This is a genomic window from Halomonas sp. OfavH-34-E (genome assembly GCF_024124525.1).
Taxonomy (GTDB): Bacteria; Pseudomonadota; Gammaproteobacteria; order Pseudomonadales; family Halomonadaceae; genus Halomonas; species Halomonas litopenaei.
Window position 1 is genome coordinate 1 of sequence record NZ_JAMXRY010000057.1, and the last position, 18,355, is coordinate 18,355.

The following is an 18,355-nucleotide window of genomic DNA, read 5'->3' on the forward strand; positions in this document are numbered from 1 at the left end:
GCCACCGGCACGCCCAGCGGCGCGGTGACGAAGAACGCCACCAGCAGCGTCGCCAGCACCGGGAAGGCGGCGCGGAACACCAGCGGGTCGCGGATGGCGTGGCTTGGCGCCTCTAGGCGTTCGACGTCGTACTGCTCGGGTATATCGCTGCGGAACATCCAGGTCAGCACCAGCAGGGTCGCCCCCAGCGAGACCAGATCCACCGGCACCATCACCATGGCGTAGTGGTTGAACGAAATATCGAAGAAGTTCGCGCTGACGATATTGACCAGGTTGGAGATGATCAGCGGCAGGCTGGTGGAGTCGGCGACGAAGCCGGTGGCGATGATGAAGGCCAGCGACGACTGGGGCGAGAACTTCAGGCGCAGCAGGATCGCCATGACGATGGGGGTCAGCAGCAGCGCAGCCCCGTCATTGGCGAAGAAGGCCGCGATCACCGCCCCCAGCAGCACGATCAGCGGAAACAGGCGGCGTCCGTTGCCACCGCCCCAGCGCGCCACATGCAGCGCCGCCCAGGAGAAGAACCCGGCCTCGTCGAGGATCAAGGAGATCAGGATCAGGGCGACGAAGGTGAAGGTCGCGTCCCACACGATGTCCCACACCACCAGCACATCGGGCAATTGCACCACCCCGACGGCCAGGGCCACCGCAGCGCCCCCCAGGGCGCTGGTACCGATACCTAGGCCCTTTGGCTGCCAGATCACCAGCACCAGGGTCACGACGAAGATGGCGAATGCCAGCATGGAAAACTCCCTGTCAGAGACTGTCCTGATTGACCCGCGAAGACACCTGCTCGGCGCTTTCGACCCGCTCGGAGTAGCGCTGGGTCAGGTAACCGTCACGGCCACGGTTGAGCCAGGTGAACTTCATCAGCTCCTCGCACACGTCGACCACGCGCAGATACAGCGGGGACAAGCGCATCCGGCCCGCCTCGTTGAACTCGTTGAAGGCCTTGGGTACCGACGATTGATTGGGGATGGTCAGCATGCGCATCCAGCGCCCCAGCTGGCGCATCTGGTTCACCGTGTTGAAGCTCTGGCTGCCGCCACACACCTGCATCAGCGCCAGGGTCTTGCCCTGGGTCGGGCGTACCCCACCGAGCGACAGCGGGATCCAATCGATCTGGGCCTTCATCACCGCCGTCATCGCACCGTGGCGCTCGGGGCTGACCCACAGCATGCCCTCGGCCCAGCTCGCCAGATCGCGCAGCTCGGCGACCTTGGGGTGGTCGGCCTCGGCGCCATCGGGCAGCGGCAGCCCCTGGGGCGAGAAGGTACGCACCTCGGCACCGAAGGCCGCGAGCAAACGCCCGGCCTCCTCGGCCAAGAGCCGCGAGTAGGAGCGCTCGCGCAGCGAGCCGTACAGCACCAGGATGCGGGGTGCATGGCGTGGTGCGCTGGGCGGGGCCAGCTCGTCCACGGCGATGGGCCGCCACAGCTCCGGGTCGATGTTGGGCAAGTCCTTGAGCAGGGTATCGGGGGTCATGTGCGGTTTGCCTCCAGCGTGACGGTTTCGCCATTTTCCTTGGTAAAGCTGTCGCCCTCGATGGCCGACAGCGGCGCCTCGACCAGCTCCAGTACCCGCTCGGAGGGACGGCACAGCGCCGCGCCCCTGGCGGTCACCACGATGGGTCGGTTGATCAGGATCGGGTGGGCCATCATGGCGTCGATCAAGGCCTCGTCGTCGAGGCTGTCATCGCCGAGGCCCAGCTCATCGTAGGGCGTGCCCTTCTGGCGCAGCAGTGCCCTGGGCGTGATGCCCATGGCCTCGATCAGCTCGACCAGGCGCTCACGGCTGGGCGGCGTCTTCAGGTATTCGATGACCTCGGGCGATTCGCCGGAGGCCTCGAGCATGGCCAGCACGTTGCGCGAGGTGCCGCAGGCCGGGTTGTGGTAGATCAGCGTCATGGGGTCTCCGGGAGGCGCTCTTGGCTATCGAGGCTGTCGTCACTATCGAGGTTACCGTGGCTCAGCGGGTCCTGGTGTCGTCACCGGTGGCGGGGCCCAGCAGGTCGGCCAGGGGGTTGCACACCTCCGGCCGGCTGGCGCAGCAGTCGCGCACCAGAAAGTCGAGGGTGGCCACCATGTGCGCCAGGTCCGCCCGATAGACGATGGAGCGGCTTTCCCGGCGCTGGCTGACCAGCCCCGCCCGGCTGAGCACGCCAAGGTGGGCCGACAGGGTGTTGTGGGGCACCTCCAGGCGGCGGGCCAGCTCGCCGGCAGGCAGGCCTTCGGGCTCGTGGCGCACCAGCAGGCGAAAGGCGGCGAGCCGGGTGGGCTGAGACAGCGCAGCGAAGGTGTCGAGGGTCGGTTGCAGATCGTCTTTGTCCATATGTCCGGAATTATGGACATATTGATGTGCGGGTCAAGTACTTCTTGATCCAGGGCATCTCGCTTGCCGTCACCCTGGCCAAGAACGACAAAGCGGCGACGTCCAGCAAGGACGCGCCGCTTTTTGGTTGAGGGGGCTGTCACACGACGACGGTCGAGTCGTGCTACCTGCGCGCTATACCAGCGCTACATCGACCCTACATATAGTTGAACAGCGACAGGTCGCGGATGCCGATAAAGGCCTGCTGGGCGGCCTGCATGCCCACCTGACGCATGCTGTACTCGGAGATTGCCTGGTTGTAGTCCAGATCGACCAGATCCGACATGGTCTGGGCGTAGTTGAGCTCGCGGTTGCCGCTCACCGAGTCGATGACGTCGAGCTCGTTGAGCCGCGCGCCGACCGAGGCCCGCTTGGTCAACACGTTGTCGAGACTGGCGTCCAGCTCGCGCATGGCGCCGTTCAGGGTGTTATGCAGCGTCGCCTGCTTTGCGGGGGTGTCGGCGGGGGCTTCCAGCACCGCCAGCACCTTCTCGAAGGTGGTGAAGACGTTGGTGTTCATGGTGTCGGCGGGGCCGAAGGTCACGCTGTCGCCGGTCGCAGGCGCGCCTTCAAGCTCCAGGCGCAGGCCACCCACCTCGACGCTGGTGCCTTCAGGGTCGTAGGGCTGATCTTCCAGGGCCGCTCCGGCGCTGACCCAGGAGCCATCGTCTTGTTCGACCTTGACGCTGTAGGTGGGAGCGTCGTCGGTACCACCGAACTCCACCTGGTAACGCTTGCCGTAGCCGGCGTCGCTGTTGTCGACCACATCGGGGCCGGCAAAGGTCACACTGCCGCTGTTGTCACCCTGCTCGGCCACGTAGCCCGCGCCGCTGGGCACGCTGGTGAAGATGTCGGCGCCGGTATCCCCCACCGACATAAGTCGCGAGGCGTCCACCTGCTGCTCGCGCACCTTGTCACCGCCCACGTACTCGATGCCGTTGCCGCTGTCGGTGAAGGGCTCGGCGCCATCGGCGTAGCCACCGAACAGGTAGCGACCGTTGCCGTCGGTGGCGTTGGCCTGACCGATCAGCGTCTCGTAGACGCCGCGCAGTTCACTGGCGATGGACTGCCGGTCGGCATCGCTCAAGGTGTCGTTGGAGGCCTGGATCACCAGCGCCTTGGCGCTGGCCAGGGCGTCGCTTGCGCTGTTGAGCACGCTTTCTTCCTGGGACAGGGCGTTGCGCGCGCTGACCCGGGCGTCGGTGTACTGCTGGGTCACCGCCTGGGCCTGGCTGACCGCCACCGCCCGGGACGCCGCCTGGGGGTCATCGGAGGGATTGACCACCCGCTTGCCGCTGGCGAGCTGCTGACTCAGGTGAAGAAACTCGGACTGCTGACGGTTGAGCGAGCTGACGCTCTGGTCGTACATGGTGACGGTGCTGATACGCATGCTCTGCTCTCCTTAGCCGCGCAGTCCGAGGATGGTGTCGACCACCGAGGTGGCGGTGTCGATGACCTTGGCGTTGGCCTGGTAGTACTGCTGATAGCGGATCAGGTTGGCCGCTTCCTCGTCCAGGTTGACCCCGGACTCGGACAGCTTCACCGCGCTCAACTGCTCGGTCAGCCCCTGCTGGGCCGCCAGATTGACCTGCACCACGTTGGTACGGTTACCCACGTCTCCGACCAGCGAGGCGTAGGCCTGGCTCAGGGTGGCGCTGCCGCCCACGCTCATCTTGTCCTGCAGCCCCTGCAGGGCCAGGGCGTTCTCGTTGTCGCCGCTGGCGCCGGTTTCCCCGGCGGCGGCGATCTTGTCGGGATCACTGATGGCGGTGTCGAAGCCACCCGCGGCGCGGCGCACCGGCTGCACCTCGAAGCGATCGCCGTCGGCCAGGGCGCTGGGGTCATCGATGCCGAGCGTCACGCCGCCAAAGGTCAGGGTGTTCTCGGTGGCGTCGAAGCTCGCGTCCACCGCCTCGCCGGTGTCCTTGCGGGTGACCTCGAAGGTCGGCGGCGAGGCCGAAGCGTCGCTGACCTTGACCTCGTAGTCGGCCGCCTCGAGGTCTTCGATCTTGTCGATGTTGAAGCTCGCGGTGACCGTGGCGCCGCCGCTGTTGGCGTCGTTGGCAAAGACCCGCGGTTTGCCGATGTCGAACATGTCGCCACCGCTCTTGCCATCCAGATCGTAGCCCTCGGCGTGCTGGGTATTGAAGGCGACCGCCATGGACACCGCCAGCTGGCCGATCTGGTTCTGGGTGCGATCCAGGGTCTCGGAACGGAACTGGATCAGCCCACCGAGCGAGCCGCCCTGGAGGCTGTCCTCGTCGAGTCGCTGCAGGCCGCCGCCGGGGTCCTGGTAGCCCACCACCACCCGCTGGGGATCATTGGCCGAGGCCACCGCCTTCAACTGGTAGGACTCGGTGCCGGCCACCAGCGGCTGTCCGCCGGGCAGGCTGACCCGATAGGAAGAACCGTCCTGCACCGTCAGCTCCACCCCGATACGCTCGCTCATCTCGGTGACCAGCTGGTCACGCTGGTTGAGCAGCGCATTGGGGGCCTCGCCGGTCTTGGCCTTGGCCAGGGAAATCTCGCGGTTGAGCGAGGCCAACTGCTCGCTCTGGTTGTTGATCTGGGTGATCTCGTCACGGATCTGGCTGTTGATGCCGTCCTGCATATCCTGCAGGTAGCTGTCGAAGGCGCGGAACTGGGCGCTCAGGGTGTCCGCCGCGCCCAGCACGCCCTGGCGGGCGGCAGGGTCCGAGGGGGCCGAGGCCAGGTCTTCCAGCGACGAGAAGAAGTTCTGCATCAGCGGTGCCAGACCGGCGTCCTGATCGGCCAGCAGGCTGTCGATCTGGTTGATCTGGGTCTGGTAGGCGTCCAGCGCCGAGCTAGAGCTCACCGCACCATTGAGCTGGTCGGCCACGTACTGGTTGAACTGACGCTCGATGTCGTTGACCTGGACGCCCTGGGTCCCGCCGCTGCCCTCGCCCAGCACCGTGATCTCGCGGTTGTAGCCCGGTGTATAGACGTTGCTGATGTTGTTGCTGGTGGTGGTCAGGGCGTTCTGGGCGGCATTCAGGCCGCTCAAGCCGATGGAGAACATGCTCATGGTGGAATTCCTTTCGCCGATAGCCTGTTTATCGGCCGAATGGCCGCTGGCTTGAGAGCCTCGGTGCCGCAAAAACCATTAATTTTCCGAGCGACTAGGCGCTGTCCGAAAAGTCGACGAGCGAAGGTTAGACAAGGCAAAAATCGGTGAGAAAGCGCAGTTTACGGGGTGTAAATGAGCATTTTGATCCGATTTTTAACGCCGTATTACCGAGCGCAGGCACTTTTCAGACAAGCCCTAGAAGACCTGGGTGGGGTTGGCGCTTATATCCGCCCTGGCCAGCCAGTCGCTGCCACGCTCACCCGCGGTGGCACCCGCATCCACCTTCTCGGCGGCACCGGTAGGCGATGCGCCGACATTCGCGGGTCGAGCCTCGCCGGCCGCCACGCGGGTGGCGCCTGCGCCGTCATCGATCGGGCCGAAGGTGTGCATCACCGCGATCAGCTTGGCGGCGTAGGCCGGGTCGGTGGCGTAGCCGCCCCGCTGCAGCGCGTGGGCCGCGGCCTCGGCGTCCGGCGCGGTGGTGACCTCGGCGTAGCGGGCGTTGTTGCTGATCAGCCTGGCGTAGTCGGTGAAGGCTTCCTCGAAGGAGCCGTAGACCCGGAAGTCATCGCGAATACGCTGGCGTTGGCCGTCTTCCACCTCATGGGTGGTAATACGGGTGGTGGGGCCGTCCCAACTGCTGCCGGCCTTGATGCCGAACAGGTTGTGACTGTTGTTGCCGTCGGCGGTGGCGATCTCGTGGCGGCCCCAGCCGGTCTCCAGCGCCGCCTGGGCCAGGATCAATTCCGCCGGCACGCCGGAGGCGCGGCTGGCGGCCTGGGCCGGGGCGGCCAGCTTGTCGAGGAAGGCCTGGACGTGGGCCGGGGTGTCGCGGGCCTCGCGTCCGCTGATGCGCTCTTCGGCCTGGGCGGTGGTCATGCCCTGGCTGACGGCGCCCAGCTCGTCGAGGAAGTTGGTCGGCGCCTCGACCTCGCTGTCTGCCGGCGCGTCCGCTCTCAGGGCGTTGGACAGCGGACGCGGCGTGCCACGGGGAATCCCCGCGATCAATGCCTCGACATCCTTGGCCTGGCTGGCCTCGGGGCCACGTAGCTGGGCCATGAGCTGGTCGGCCAGGCCGATGCCGCGGCTGGCCATGGTCTGGGACCACTGCTGGTCGAGCAGCGTCTGGTAGAACTGGGTCTGCTTCGAGTCGGTCAGGCCAGAAGACGGCACGGCGTCGCGCATGCTCTTCATCATCATGTTGATGAACATCGCCTCGAACTGGCGCGCCGCCTCCGCCGCCGCCGCCGGGTCCTGCTGGCGGGCGCTGGTCTTGAGTCGCGCCAGCCCCTGCATGTCCAGCGCGAAGCCGGCCTGGCCGACGCTGCCGGTGGCCCGGCTGGCGCCGGACAGGGCAGAACCCGAGAGGCCTGTTGTGGGCCCCGAAGCCAGCCCTGTTGTGGGCCCCGAAGCCAGCCCTGTCATGGGCCCAGATGAAAGATCAGAGATAGCCATCAGATGATCTCCAGCTCGGCTCTGAGCGATCCCGCGGCCTTGAGCGCCTCGAGGATCGACATCAGGTCGTTGGGGGTCGCGCCGAGGGCGTTGAGGGCGTCCACCACGTCGAGCAGATTGGCGCCTTCGACCACCTGCAGGGTGCCCTGACCCTCGTCGATGGTGATATCGGAGTCCGGTACCACCGTGGTCTCGCCGCCACGGCTGAAGGGCGCCGGCTGGCTGACGCCGAAGGCGGTGTCGATGACGATGGACAGGTTGCCGTGAGCCACGGCGGCGCGCTTTAGCGTCACGCTGCCGTTGAGCACGATGGAGCCGGTGCGCGAATTCAGCACCACCTTGGCCCGGGCCGGCATCGGGGTGACGTCGACGTTCTCGACACGGGCCATGAAGTTGACCCGGGAGTTGGCGTTGGTCGGCCCGTTCAGGGCGATGACCCCGCCGTTTCTGGCCGAGGCCACCGGGTAGTCGAAGGTGTCGTTGATCGCACGGACCACGCGCTCGGCGGTACCGAAGTCGGCCTGGTTGAGCTGCAGTTCCAGCACGCCGTCACGGCTGCCCAGCGCCAGCGGCACCGTCTGCTCGACCATGGCGCCACCGGCGATGCGCCCGGCCGCCTGGTGGCTGATCTGCACGCTGGAGCCGGCGGACTCGGCGCCGGCGCCGTTGATCAACAGGTTGCCCTGGGCCAGGGCGTAGACGTCGCCATCGGCGCCCTTCAATGGCGTCATCAACAGGGTACCGCCGCGCAGGCTGCGGGCATTACCGATGGAAGACACCACCACGTCGAGGCGCTGGCCGGGCTGGGCGAACGGAGGAAGGTCCGCGGTGACCATCACCGCCGCCACGTTGCGCAACTGCATGTTGGTGCCCGGCGGCACGGTGATGCCGAGCTGGGACAGCATGTTGTTGAGGCTCTGGCCGGTGAACGGCGCCTGCATGGTCTGGTCACCGGAGCCGTCCAGGCCCACCACCAGGCCGTAGCCCACCAGCTGGTTGTCGCGCACCCCGGCGAAGCTGGCCAGGTCGCGGACCTTCTCGGCGCGAGCCAGGTGGGAGAAGGCCGACAGCGCGATCAGCAACACCAGCATCAGGCTGCCGAGGGTCAGGGTGGGGCGACGGGAGACAGGGTTTCTCATCATGCTCGGCCTAGAAGGGGGAAACGTTCAGGAAGAACCGCTGCATCCAGCCCATGTGCTGCGCCTCGTTGATGTAGCCGTTGCCCACGTACTCGATGCGCGCATCGGCCACCGCCGTGGACGGCACGGTGTTCTGGGTGGTGATGAAACGCGGATTGACCACCCCGCCGAAGCGGATGAACTCGGTGCCCTGGTTGATCGCGATCTGCTTCTCGCCGCGCACCCTGAGGTTGCCGTTGTTCATCACCTCGATCACCGAGACGGTAATGGTGCCGGTAAAGGAGTTATTGGCCTCGGAGCCACCGCCGCCCTCGAAATCTGTATCGCCGTCGATCTCGAAGCCGTAGTCCATCAGTTCCTCCAGGCCTTCCGGCACCTGGGAGAAGGTCAGGCTGGAGCCGCCGTCACGGTCGGCGTTGGAGCGGGAGTTCTTGCTGGCGCTGACCTCTTCGTCCAGCACGATGGTCAGGATGTCGCCGACGCTGCGCGGACGACGATCCTCGAACAGCGGCTGGTAGCCCCGGGCCTTCTGGAAGATCGAACCATTGGCCACCGGCAGCGGCCGATCGGGGATCTCGATCTGCTCCTGCTCGCCCACCACCGAGGCGTGGGGAATCTGGGCGCAGCCGGCAAGCGTCAGCAGCACCAGGGCCAGCGTCAGCGTCGCCAGGCGCAGAACAGCATGAGCCCCACCGTGTGGCGCGCCAGATGATGAGGTCGTGTCAGGGTGCATGGCCGTCTCCAGTGCCACCGCAGAATTTATTATCAGAGTCGTGACTAGGCGCTATCCGAAAAGGGTCGATGAGCGCAGGCACTTTTCAGACAAGCCCTAGAGTTGTGCCAGGCGTGCCAGCATCTCATCACTGGTCTGCACCGCCTTGGAGTTGATCTCGTAGGCGCGCTGGGTCTGGATCATGCTGACCATCTCCTCCACCACGTTGACGTTGGAGGTCTCCACATAGCCCTGCAGCAGTCGGCCGGCACCGTTCATGCCCGGCATCAGTTCGTTGCGCGGCCCGGACGAGCTGGTCTCGAGGTACAGGTTGCCGCCGATGGACTGAAGGCCGGTGGCGTTGACGAAGGTGGAAATGGTGATCTGGCCCACCTCGTCGGACTCGCTGGTACCGGGCTGGGTCACCGAGACCACGCCGTCCTCGCCGATGTCCACCGACAGGGCGTTGTCGGGGATGATGATGGCCGGCTCCAGCGGGTAGCCGTTGGCGGTGACCATCTGGCCGTTCTCGTCGAGCTGGAAGCTGCCGTCACGGGTGAAGGCGGTGGTACCGTCGGGCATCAGCACCTGGAAGAAGCCCTTGCCGTTGATCGCCAGATCACGCGAGTTCTCGGTGGCCTCGAGCCCACCCTGGGTGTGCAGGCGCTCGGTGGCCACCGGACGCACGCCGGAACCGATCTGCATGCCCGAGGGCAGGCGGTCCTGGACGTTGTTCTGGGCGCCGGGCTGGCGCATGTTCTGGTACAGAAGGTCCTCGAACACCGCCCGGGACTGTTTGAAGCCGTTGGTCGAGACGTTGGCCAGGTTGTTGGAAATCACGTCCAGCTGGACCTGCTGGGATTCGAGTCCGGTCTTGGCCGTCCACAGCGACTTGATCATCGTTCTTCTCTCCCTCGGTCAGGAGGCTCCCCTGACCGCTCAATAATTCGGCCCTGGCCGTCGGTTGAAGGGGTCAGCCGTTCAACGACAGCAGGCTGTTGGCCTTCTGGGCGTTCTCGTCGGCGGTGCTGATCATCTTGGTCTGCAGCTCGTAGCGCCGCGCCACATCGATCATCGCCACCATGGACTCCACCGGATTGACGTTGCTGCCCTCCAGCGCCCCGCTGACCACCCGTACCTGGTCGGAGGCCGCCAGGGCGGCAGGCTCGCCATTCTCTCCGATGGAGCGAAACAGACCGTCGCCGCCACGGGTCAGCTCGCCGGGCTGCGGCTCGACCAGCTTGAGCCGGCCGATCTCGGCCAGGGCGTCGGGGTCCTGGCCCATGCCGATGGCGCTGATGGTGCCGTCGGCGCCGAGGAACAGCTCGGCCTCCAGCGGCACCTGGATCGGTCCGCCCTCGCCGATCACCGGGCGCCCAACCGAGGTCAGCAGGCCGTTGCCGTCCACCTGCAGGTCGCCGCGACGGGTATAGGCCTCGCTGCCGTCGTCGCTTTCCACCGCGAAGAAGCCGTCACCGTCGATGGCCACGTCCAGGGTGCGACCGGTACGGGTGATGGCTCCGGGGGAAAAGTCCGCTCCCGGGGTCGAGGCGGCGGTGGACACCCGGGTGTCGAGACGCGCCTCGCCCTCGACCGGCACCGCGCGCATGGCGTGAAGCTGGGCGCGAAAGCCCGTGGTCGAGGCGTTGGCCAGGTTGTGGCTGACCACCGACTGCTGCTCCATGGTCTGGCGTGCGCCGCTCATGGCGGTATAGAGCATGCGATCCATCTACGACTCCCCTGGAAGGTGTGAGAGGCCGCCGCCCGAGGCAGCGGCCGGCGTGGTCATCAGCGCAGGTTGATGGCGGTCTGCAGCACTTCGTCCTGGGTCTTGATGGTCTGCGAATTGGCCTGGTAGGCGCGCTGGGTGACGATCATGCTGACCAACTCCTTGGCCATGTCGACGTTGGAGGTCTCGATGGCGCCGGACTGGATGCCGCCCAGCAGGCCGGTACCCGGGGCACCGACCAGCTCCTGGCCGGAGGCGTCGGTGGCGGCCCAGGTGTTGTCACCGGCGGGTGACAGGCCCTCGGGGTTGCGGAAGCTGGCCAGGGCGATCTGGCCGGCCGGGCGGGTCTGCTCGTTGGAGTAGCTGCGCACTACGGTGCCGTCACTGTCGATGCTGATGCCGACCAGGGCGCCGGAGGTGTAGCCGTTCTGGTTGAGTGCGGTGGTGCTGGCGTTATTGCCGAACTGGGTGGAGCCGGAGATATCGAAGTCCAGCGTCATGTCATTGGCAGCGCCATTGAAGTAGTCGGCCGAGGCAAAGGTGACCGGAAACTTGCCATCAGCAGGGGTGACCAGTTGACCATTGGTGTCAAACTCCATGGAGAGGGTCTGCGCTGCGACAGGTGTCGCGGTCTCGTCCATCAACACCTTGCCATCCATTGCCATGGTGCCGGTCCATGTCTTCGCGTCCGTCTTCTGGTAGTAGACGGTGACATTGCGCGGGTTACCCAGCGAGTCGTAGGCGGTGAAGTTGTTGGAGTAGTGGTAGTCGACCGGGACGCTGGCGGAGCCGTCGGAGCCCGCCAGGGTGACGCTGTTGAGGTCTTCGCCGACAACCTTGCGCGAGTCTAGGTTGAAGGTGGTGGACACCTCGGTGGTGGCGCTGGCCGGCATCTCGTCGGCCTCGATCTGCAGCACCTCTGGCTGGCCGCCCACCTGGACCGCACCGGCGGCGTTGACGCCGTAACCCATGATGCGCGCGCCCTGGGCGTTCTGCAGGTAGCCGTCCGGGGTCATGGTCAGCTGGCCGTTGCGGCTGTACACCACCTGGCCGTTCTGCTCCATGCGGAAGAAGCCGTCGCCGCTGATGCCCAGGTCCAGCGGTCGGTTGGTGGACTCCAGGTTGCCGCCGCTGAAGTCCTGCAGCACGGTGGAGACCTTGGTACCCAGGCCGATCTGGGAGTTGGCGAAGACGTCGGCGAACTGCGCACTACCGCTCTTGTAGCCCACGGTCTGGGAGTTGGCGATATTGTTGCCCAGCACGTCCAGGCTGTCGGCGGCGGCGTTCAGACCACTCAGCGCTTGTGAAAAACCCATGTCACTCTCCTTATACGTTTCCCTGCGTCGATGACCCGACGGTCATCCTGCGTTCGCTACAGAATCTGGCGGATATCGCTCAGCGCCACCTGCCCGTAGACGGCACCCAGATCGAGTTGCACCTGGCCGCTGTCATCCGCCGGGGACACCCCGCCGACCTGGGCGTAGTTGAGCGCGGTCACCGCAAGCTCCTCGCCCTCGACACCGGTGGCCTCGATGCTGACGTGATAGGCACCTTCGGGGGCCGCCACGCCTTCACCTGTCATGCCGTCCCACTGGAACGACTCGGTCCCGGCGGAGGCCGGGCCCAGGTTGTAGCTGTTGATGACCTCACCGGACTCGTTGGTGATGGTCACCTTGACCTCCGCGGCGGGGCTTTCCAGCTCGACGCCAAAGGGCGTGGAGACCGGCGCGCCTTCATCGTTGTGGGCCATGACGATGCGATCCCCCGGCACCAGCACGCCCTTGCCGATCAGCCCGGTGGCCTGCAGCGCCTGGCCGGCGTTGATCTGGCCGGTGATCGACGACATGGTCTCGTTGAGAGACTCGATGCCGGACACGGTGTTGATCTGGGCCAGCTGCGAGGTCATCTCGCTGTTGTCCATGGGGTTGAGCGGATCCTGGTTCTGAAGCTGGGTCACCAGCATGGTCATGAAGTTGTCGCCGAGCTCGTCGGACGCCTGCTTGGAGCTGGCCTGAGCGGTGGCGGCGTTGACCGATTGGTAAACGCTTGCATCGATGGTGTTGGCCATGGGATCAGCCCTCGCCCAGGGTCAGGGTCTTGAGCATCAGCTGCTTGCTGGTGTTCATGACCTCGACGTTGGCTTGATAGGAGCGGGAGGCGGAGATCATGTTGACCATCTCGCCCACCGGGTCGACGTTGGGCATCGCCACGTAGCCGGCGTCATCGGCCAGCGGGTGCTCGGGGCGATACTCCTGGCGCAGCGGCGAGGGGTCCTCGACCACCTCACGCACACCGACGCCGCCGATGCCATCGCTGGCGGCGCGGGACTCGAACACCGCCTGGCGGGCGCGGTAGGCCTCGCCGTCGGGGCCGGCCACGCTGTCGGCGTTGGCCATATTGCTGGCGGTGACGTTCATGCGCTGGGCCTGGGCGGACATCGCCGAGGCGGAGATATCGAAGATCGAAAACATCGACATGGGGCGCTCTCCCTGCTTGGAAACTGAGATGGACCGGGCTTACTGCTCGGGCTGCATGGCCTGCTTGAGGCCCTGGATGCGACTGTTGAGGATCGTCAGCGCGGCCTGGTAACGCACCGAGTTGTCGGTGAAGGCGGCCCGCTCGCGGTCCATGTCCACGGTGTTGCCGTCGAGGCTGGCCTGCTCCGGCACGCGGTACTTGAGCTCGCTGCCGCCAAGCGACATGGCCTGGCCATGACCCGACAGGTGGTGACTGGACGTCCGCGCCAGGGCCAGACCGGGCTGATTCGCCCCCTTGGTCGCGGCTTCCAGGGCCTGGGAAAAGTCCATGTCGCGTGCCTTGTAGCCGGGGGTATCGGCATTGGCGATATTGCTGGCCAGGACCTTCTGGCGTTCCTGTCTAAGCGACAGGGCCTGCTGGTGAAAAGCGAGCGAGGCCTCGAGCTGATCGATCATCCCGGTGCGCTCCGTAAGCAAGGGAACAAAGAGACAAGGGGTTCGACGATGAAGAATACCCAGCCCCCTGTCTGCACAAAGCCGTGAACAGCCCCCATTACCACGCCCATTTCAGACCATGCGTCGATGCCGGCTTCTCTACACTGGTGTGCCATGGCCCTTGAATGGCCAGGCAAGCGCCCTTGAATGGCCAGGAAAGTGCCCTTCAAACGGCCCCGGGCGCTAAAGATCGCACCGACCACCGGTATCCCGATGTCTCGATCCTCATCTCTTGTACAAGCCACTGCTTCCCTGTCCTGGGTCATCGCCCGGGCGGCGCTGGTGCTGTGTGTAAGCTCAGGCTTTGCCGCCAGCGTCGCCCAGGCCAGCGGCCAGGCGGTCGATGACGGCGGTGTCGATGCGGGCACCGGCGAAGCGCTGACACGGGTGGAGAGCTTTCTGTTCGAGCAGGCCCTGGCCGACGGCGCCCGTCCGGGCGATCTGGAGATCCAGGTATTCCCGCCGGCGGCGAGCCTGGCCGACTGCCGCCAGCCCGAGCCCTTCCTGCCCCGGGCGGGGAGTCGGCTGGCCGGACGCGTCTCGGTGGGGCTTCGCTGCGAGGGAGAGCGCCATCGCAGCCGCTATCTGCAGGCAGAAATCACCCGGCTGGGCGAGCGACTGGTGGCGGCGCGGGACATCGCCCCCGGCGAGCGCCTGAGCGCGGACATGCTGACCAGCGAGCGCTTCGACGTAAGCCGTCTGCCGTCCCAGGCGCTGACCGATCCACAGGCGGCCATCGGTCAGATCGCACGACGCGGGATTCGCCAGGGTCAGGCGCTGTCGGCCCATCAGCTGACATCACCCAAGCTGGTGCGACGCGGCGAGCAGGTCGCGGTGGAAGCCAGTGGCCGGGGCTTTCGCATCAGCCGCCAGGGCGAGGCGCTGGAGGCCGGCGGCCTCGGCGATGTCGTGCGGGTAAGGGTGGATCGGCGCCAGATCCTCGACGCCCGGGTGGTCGAACACGGCCGGCTGGCGGTAACCTACTAGGACGTTGATGAAAAGTGCCTGCGCTCGGTAATACGGCGTTAAAAACCGGCTGGTGCGCCAGCCCGGTCAACATACTCATTTACTGCTAGTAAACTGCGCTGTCTCTCCGATTTTTGCCTTGTCTAACCTTCGCTCGGCGACTTTTCGTAAAACGCTCAGGACATGTCCACGAAGCGGCTGCGCTCGGCAATACGGTGTTAAAAATTTGGCTGGTGCGCCAGACCTAAAGTTCTTGTTCTTGCGGCCGATGATGTACATAGACGCAGACATTCGGATCAACGGCGACAGCCAGCGCCTGGTCCCATCGCCATTCTCGTGAGGCCTTGCCCGTGAAGATCGATTCGCAACATCCTCTGACCCGCCCCGCCCAAAGCGAGGGGCCGCAGCAGAGCGACAAGCTCCAGCAAAGCGAGACACAAAAAGCCGCTGGCGCCGGTGTCGAAGCCGGTGCCCAGGCCCACCTGAGCCGCCCGGCGGCGGACACCAGCCAGGACATCGACAGCGCCCGGGTCGAACAGATTCGTGACGCCATCCGCGAGGGACGCCTGGAAATCCATCCCGAACGCATCGCCGACGGCCTGATCGACAGCGTCCGCGACATGCTCGGCGATGGCTCAGAGGGCTCGCAGTCGTGAGTCTTGCCCGACTGCTCGACCAGCAGCGTGAGCGACTCGCCGAGCTGCTGGCCCTGCTGGGCGAGGAACAGGAGTGCCTGGTCCAGGGCCAGGTCGACAGCGAGGCGCTGGTGGCGCTCGCCGGCCAGAAGTCCGAGATCCAGCAAAGGCTTGCCGAGACGGAGGCGCGCCGCCATCAGGTGCAGTGCCGACTGGGCTACCCCGACGACCGCGAGGGCACCCTGCAAGCCGCCCGTGACGCCGGCTGCGAAGCCGCCTGGCAGGCCACCATGGCACTCGCCAGGGAAGTCTCCCGCGCCAATCTACGCTGTGGCGAACTGCTGGCCCTGCGCATGGAGCACAACCAGCGCATGCTCGACCAGATCCACCGCATCGCCAACGCCAGCGTCTACCAGCCCGACGGCCGCACCCGGCTGCAACCCTCTCGGCTCAACGTCTCGGCCTGATTTCCTGGTTCAAGGTCTTGGCTCGCAGCTTGGGCTCTCAGCTTGGACTCTCGACATCGGGCCTGACGCCTCCTCTCGGAAACACCTGCCCGACCCTGCCACCTTGGCGGCATCAATGCCTGGCTCAGATCGCTATCGCGGGATGCGCGCCGGAGGCCGCCCAGCCCACCAGGGCCTCGCTTTCCAGCGGCGCACCGACAAGACGTCCCTGAATCCGGACAAGCCCCAGCGCCTTGATGGTATCGAGCTGTTCGGCGGTCTCGACCCCGACCGCCACCGCGACGAACTCCAGCGCCTCGAGGCAGCGCATCAGCGCCGCCACGCTCTGGCGCATGCTGGTGGAGGGATCGGCCAGGGTCTTGAGGGTCTCCGGCCCCAGCTTGCCCAGGGTCACCGGCAGCGAGGCCATGCCGAACAGATCCACCGGGGAGCGGCCCAGCCCATCGACGCCGAGCCGCACGCCCAAAGCGACGATACGCCTTAACAGGTGGGACTGGCGGTGGCCCACCTCGAACAACCCCGCGCCATCCACCTCCAGGCACAACCAGTCGAGGCACTCGTGGCGATAGTGGCCGCCCGCCTCTTCCTGGGCACCCGCCTCCCCCTTCGCGCCAGACTCGCATAGCTGGCGCAGGTAGAGATCCAGGGCGCGGCCATCGAAGCCGGCCTGATCCAGCAGGCGGTGGTGAATGTTCACCGAGATATCCCAGTCACCCAGCTCGGAGCCGGCCTCGCGCCAGCGCCGGCGCTGGGCCACGACTTCCTTTAGCACCCAGCGATCTAGCCGGTCGACCAGCTGCATATCGGCAGCGAGCGCGACAAATTCTGCCGGCGCCACCTCGCCACGCTGGGGATGGCGCCAGCGCACCAGCGCCTCGAGCCCGCAGCAGCGCCGGGTGAGCAGATCGAACTGGGGCTGATACACCAGGAAGAACTGCTGATCGGGGAACATCAGCGCTTCCTGCAGCTCGTGACGGAAGCGCTGCTGGCGCTCCATCAGACGCTGCAGGCTGCCGTCGTAGAAGGCGAAACCTCCGGGCACGGCCTCTTCCAGCGCCTTTTCGGCGTGGGCCAGCAGCTCGCCGGTTTCCTCGCCGTCTTCCGGACACAGGACGATGCCGATGCGCGGCTCGATCAAGGCGGGCTGATAGCCGGGCAGGGTAAAGGGGGGTTCCAGCGCTTCGAGGCAGCGGTCGGCCACCAGTTGCATGGTCTCCGGCGTGACCGGATGCTCGAGCAGCACCCCCCAGCGTTCGCGATCGATCTGCACCACGCTGTCTTCCCGGCGCAGCACGTTGACCAGTCGGCGTCCGGCCCGGCGCGACACCCGCGACGCCATCTCGCCACCATGGTCCACCAGGATGCGCGACAGGCCGTGCAGCTCGACCAGCATCACGCCGAGGCGCTGACCAAGACGGTCGGCGCGATCGAAGGCGTGGGACAGGCGGTCCTCGAAGATCCAGGTACTGGCCACGTTGCCGATATCGGCATGGCGGCGATCCAGTACCGCGTCGGCGTCGGCGTCGAGATCGACGAAGGTGACCAGCCACATCAGCGGATCGGTGCCGCTGTCCAGAGACGCATCGGCGCCTCGGTCGAAGGCCACGCAGGACATCAGCCCCAGCCGGGCGCTGGCGCTGTCATCCACCGCAAGCCAGGCCTGCTGCCAGTCCTCGCCGGGTGACAGGGTATGGTAGCTGCCCCGCTCCCCCAGCAGATTGACGAAGGGGCGAAACAGCTCGTTGAGGTTGCGGCCCTGCAGCTCGCCACCGGTGGGACAGGCCAACTCCGTCAGCGCAGTGTTGGCCCATAAAAGGCGGTCGTTGGCATCGATCAGCGCCAGCCCCACCGGGGCGCGGTCAAGCACCAGCCCCGCCACCACCGATGGATGCCGGGCGACCTTGCCGGCGGAAGCCGCCTGCAACAGCGTCGTCGGGCCCAAGCCCGCTGATCGATCCTTAGCCATGAGCCCTGCCCAGATAGAGGTAAGCGGTGCGCATTACCTAATATAACCACTATCGGCTAGGCCGGCGTACTCTTGAGGACCGACATGAACGTTTTTCACATGAACAGGACTAGCGCGGACGCAGGCGCAGGGCGTCCATGCCACCATCCACCGGCAGACAGACCCCCACCGTCGAGCGATTGGCGGGATCGGCCAGATAGGCCACCGCCTGAGCCACCTCGGCGGCGGCGACCAGCCGTCCGTGGGGCTGGCGGGCCTCCAGCGCGGCACGCTCGGCCTCGGGGTCAGGCGCCTGCGCAAGCAAGCGGCCGATCCAGGGGGTATCCGCGGTGCCGGGCGAGACACAGTTGACCCGAATGCCCTGTTGCAGGTGATCGGCCGCCATGGCTCTGGTCAGGGCCAGCACGGCGCCCTTGGTCGCCGAGTACAGGGCCCTCTGCTGAATCCCCGCGGTGGCGGCGATGGACGCCATATTGACGATGGCGGCGGCGTCCGACTCGCGCAGATGAGGCAGCGCCGCCCGAGACACCCGCGCCATGCCGGCGACGTTGACCTCCCAGGCGCGCGCCCACTCCTCGTCCGGGTTGCCCGCGACGTCGCCCTGGGCGCCGATGCCCGCGTTGTTGACCACGATGTCGATACGCCCCAGCGCACTGGCGACCGCCGTTACCGCGCGCTCTACCTGCTCGCTGCTGGCGACATCGCACGCTTCCCAGTGGTGTTGATTGGCGGGATCTTCGCGATCCAGTACGGCGACGCGGGCGCCCTCACTGGCCAGGCACTCGGCGATCGCCGCACCGATGCCCGAGGCGCCACCGGTGACGATGGCCACCCGTCCTTCGAATCGAGCTGTCAT

20 protein-coding genes are annotated in these 18,355 nt (G+C 66.4%); 3 read left to right on the forward strand and 17 right to left on the reverse strand.

Annotated features, from left to right (window positions below):
• The 15 genes from NH448_RS19585 to flgB all read right to left on the reverse strand — a co-directional run.
• On the reverse strand, window positions 1–743 hold a 743-nt coding region (locus NH448_RS19585; RefSeq protein ID WP_253029272.1), incomplete at its 3' end, for an ArsB/NhaD family transporter.
• Between the two features lie 13 nt (window positions 744–756).
• Window positions 757–1,485 carry an arsenical resistance protein ArsH gene (gene arsH, locus NH448_RS19590; RefSeq protein ID WP_045994294.1) on the reverse strand — a complete coding sequence of 243 codons (729 nt, stop codon included), beginning with the start codon at window positions 1,483–1,485 and terminating at the stop codon, window positions 757–759.
• Window positions 1,482–1,907 carry an arsenate reductase (glutaredoxin) gene (arsC, locus tag NH448_RS19595; protein ID WP_045994293.1) on the reverse strand — a complete coding sequence of 142 codons (426 nt, stop codon included), beginning with the start codon at window positions 1,905–1,907 and terminating at the stop codon, window positions 1,482–1,484. Before arsC ends, arsH begins: the two co-directional genes overlap by 4 nt.
• A gap of 61 nt (window positions 1,908–1,968) precedes the next feature.
• Window positions 1,969–2,331, reverse strand: coding sequence for a metalloregulator ArsR/SmtB family transcription factor (locus NH448_RS19600; RefSeq protein ID WP_045994292.1), 363 nt, complete (start codon window positions 2,329–2,331; stop codon window positions 1,969–1,971).
• A gap of 196 nt (window positions 2,332–2,527) precedes the next feature.
• Window positions 2,528–3,760 (reverse strand): flagellar hook-associated protein FlgL, encoded by a 1,233-nt coding sequence (flgL, locus tag NH448_RS19605; RefSeq protein ID WP_045994291.1) that lies wholly within the window; start codon window positions 3,758–3,760, stop codon window positions 2,528–2,530.
• A gap of 12 nt (window positions 3,761–3,772) precedes the next feature.
• Window positions 3,773–5,416, reverse strand: a complete 1,644-nt coding sequence (gene flgK, locus NH448_RS19610; protein WP_045994290.1) for a flagellar hook-associated protein FlgK — start codon at window positions 5,414–5,416, stop codon at window positions 3,773–3,775.
• A gap of 237 nt (window positions 5,417–5,653) precedes the next feature.
• Window positions 5,654–6,754: a flagellar assembly peptidoglycan hydrolase FlgJ gene (gene flgJ, locus NH448_RS19615; protein WP_239452540.1), complete on the reverse strand. Its 1,101-nt coding sequence runs from the start codon at window positions 6,752–6,754 to the stop codon at window positions 5,654–5,656.
• Between the two features lie 158 nt (window positions 6,755–6,912).
• The gene (locus NH448_RS19620; protein ID WP_274601887.1) at window positions 6,913–8,004 is read right to left on the reverse strand and encodes a flagellar basal body P-ring protein FlgI; all 1,092 of its coding nucleotides are present in this window, start codon (window positions 8,002–8,004) and stop codon (window positions 6,913–6,915) included.
• 58 nt (window positions 8,005–8,062) lie between these two features.
• Window positions 8,063–8,785 (reverse strand): flagellar basal body L-ring protein FlgH, encoded by a 723-nt coding sequence (locus NH448_RS19625; RefSeq protein WP_124804608.1) that lies wholly within the window; start codon window positions 8,783–8,785, stop codon window positions 8,063–8,065.
• 96 nt (window positions 8,786–8,881) lie between these two features.
• Window positions 8,882–9,664, reverse strand: coding sequence for a flagellar basal-body rod protein FlgG (gene flgG, locus NH448_RS19630; RefSeq protein WP_045992588.1), 783 nt, complete (start codon window positions 9,662–9,664; stop codon window positions 8,882–8,884).
• Window positions 9,665–9,737: 73 nt separating this feature from the next.
• A complete protein-coding gene (gene flgF / locus NH448_RS19635) occupies window positions 9,738–10,493 on the reverse strand; it encodes a flagellar basal-body rod protein FlgF (protein WP_045992587.1) in 756 nt (251 codons plus the stop codon).
• 59 nt (window positions 10,494–10,552) lie between these two features.
• On the reverse strand, window positions 10,553–11,809 hold the full coding sequence (flgE, locus tag NH448_RS19640; protein WP_108132051.1) for a flagellar hook protein FlgE: 1,257 nt from the start codon (window positions 11,807–11,809) through the stop codon (window positions 10,553–10,555).
• Between the two features lie 56 nt (window positions 11,810–11,865).
• The gene (gene flgD / locus NH448_RS19645; RefSeq protein ID WP_045992585.1) at window positions 11,866–12,561 is read right to left on the reverse strand and encodes a flagellar hook assembly protein FlgD; all 696 of its coding nucleotides are present in this window, start codon (window positions 12,559–12,561) and stop codon (window positions 11,866–11,868) included.
• A 4-nt stretch (window positions 12,562–12,565) separates the two neighbouring features.
• Window positions 12,566–12,970, reverse strand: coding sequence for a flagellar basal body rod protein FlgC (flgC, locus tag NH448_RS19650; protein ID WP_045992584.1), 405 nt, complete (start codon window positions 12,968–12,970; stop codon window positions 12,566–12,568).
• 39 nt (window positions 12,971–13,009) lie between these two features.
• Window positions 13,010–13,426: a flagellar basal body rod protein FlgB gene (gene flgB, locus NH448_RS19655; RefSeq protein WP_108132049.1), complete on the reverse strand. Its 417-nt coding sequence runs from the start codon at window positions 13,424–13,426 to the stop codon at window positions 13,010–13,012.
• A 252-nt stretch (window positions 13,427–13,678) separates the two neighbouring features.
• Between flgB and flgA the strand changes: the two genes are divergently transcribed.
• The 3 genes from flgA to NH448_RS19670 all read left to right on the forward strand — a co-directional run bounded on the left by flgA (window position 13,679) and on the right by NH448_RS19670 (window position 15,533).
• Window positions 13,679–14,452 carry a flagellar basal body P-ring formation chaperone FlgA gene (gene flgA, locus NH448_RS19660; RefSeq protein WP_185696441.1) on the forward strand — a complete coding sequence of 258 codons (774 nt, stop codon included), beginning with the start codon at window positions 13,679–13,681 and terminating at the stop codon, window positions 14,450–14,452.
• A gap of 329 nt (window positions 14,453–14,781) precedes the next feature.
• A complete protein-coding gene (flgM, locus tag NH448_RS19665; protein WP_253029273.1) occupies window positions 14,782–15,087 on the forward strand; it encodes a flagellar biosynthesis anti-sigma factor FlgM in 306 nt (101 codons plus the stop codon).
• Window positions 15,084–15,533: a flagellar protein FlgN gene (locus NH448_RS19670; protein WP_045994752.1), complete on the forward strand. Its 450-nt coding sequence runs from the start codon at window positions 15,084–15,086 to the stop codon at window positions 15,531–15,533. The genes flgM and NH448_RS19670 overlap by 4 nt, the downstream gene beginning before the upstream one ends.
• 124 nt (window positions 15,534–15,657) lie before the next feature.
• On the opposite strand, the gene NH448_RS19675 is transcribed toward NH448_RS19670, so the two are convergent.
• Window positions 15,658–17,475 (reverse strand): EAL domain-containing protein, encoded by a 1,818-nt coding sequence (locus tag NH448_RS19675; RefSeq protein ID WP_253029274.1) that lies wholly within the window; start codon window positions 17,473–17,475, stop codon window positions 15,658–15,660.
• A 133-nt stretch (window positions 17,476–17,608) separates the two neighbouring features.
• Entirely contained in the window at window positions 17,609–18,355 is a 747-nt protein-coding gene (locus NH448_RS19680) for an SDR family oxidoreductase (RefSeq protein WP_045994754.1), read from the reverse strand.

Coding starts and splice junctions, on each gene's coding strand:
- arsH (WP_045994294.1), bottom strand. CDS start 1,485: ATGACCCCCGATACCCTGCTCAAGGACTTGCCCAACATCGACCCGGAG.
- arsC (WP_045994293.1), bottom strand. CDS start 1,907: ATGACGCTGATCTACCACAACCCGGCCTGCGGCACCTCGCGCAACGTG.
- NH448_RS19600 (WP_045994292.1), bottom strand. CDS start 2,331: ATGGACAAAGACGATCTGCAACCGACCCTCGACACCTTCGCTGCGCTG.
- flgL (WP_045994291.1), bottom strand. CDS start 3,760: ATGCGTATCAGCACCGTCACCATGTACGACCAGAGCGTCAGCTCGCTC.
- flgK (WP_045994290.1), bottom strand. CDS start 5,416: ATGAGCATGTTCTCCATCGGCTTGAGCGGCCTGAATGCCGCCCAGAAC.
- flgJ (WP_239452540.1), bottom strand. CDS start 6,754: ATGCAGGGGCTGGCGCGACTCAAGACCAGCGCCCGCCAGCAGGACCCG.
- NH448_RS19620 (WP_274601887.1), bottom strand. CDS start 8,004: ATGCTGGTGTTGCTGATCGCGCTGTCGGCCTTCTCCCACCTGGCTCGC.
- NH448_RS19625 (WP_124804608.1), bottom strand. CDS start 8,785: ATGCACCCTGACACGACCTCATCATCTGGCGCGCCACACGGTGGGGCT.
- flgG (WP_045992588.1), bottom strand. CDS start 9,664: ATGATCAAGTCGCTGTGGACGGCCAAGACCGGACTCGAATCCCAGCAG.
- flgF (WP_045992587.1), bottom strand. CDS start 10,493: ATGGATCGCATGCTCTATACCGCCATGAGCGGCGCACGCCAGACCATG.
- flgE (WP_108132051.1), bottom strand. CDS start 11,809: ATGGGTTTTTCACAAGCGCTGAGTGGTCTGAACGCCGCCGCCGACAGC.
- flgD (WP_045992585.1), bottom strand. CDS start 12,561: ATGGCCAACACCATCGATGCAAGCGTTTACCAATCGGTCAACGCCGCC.
- flgC (WP_045992584.1), bottom strand. CDS start 12,970: ATGTCGATGTTTTCGATCTTCGATATCTCCGCCTCGGCGATGTCCGCC.
- flgB (WP_108132049.1), bottom strand. CDS start 13,426: ATGATCGATCAGCTCGAGGCCTCGCTCGCTTTTCACCAGCAGGCCCTG.
- flgA (WP_185696441.1), top strand. CDS start 13,679: ATGTCTCGATCCTCATCTCTTGTACAAGCCACTGCTTCCCTGTCCTGG.
- NH448_RS19680 (WP_045994754.1), bottom strand. CDS start 18,355: ATGACAGCTCGATTCGAAGGACGGGTGGCCATCGTCACCGGTGGCGCC.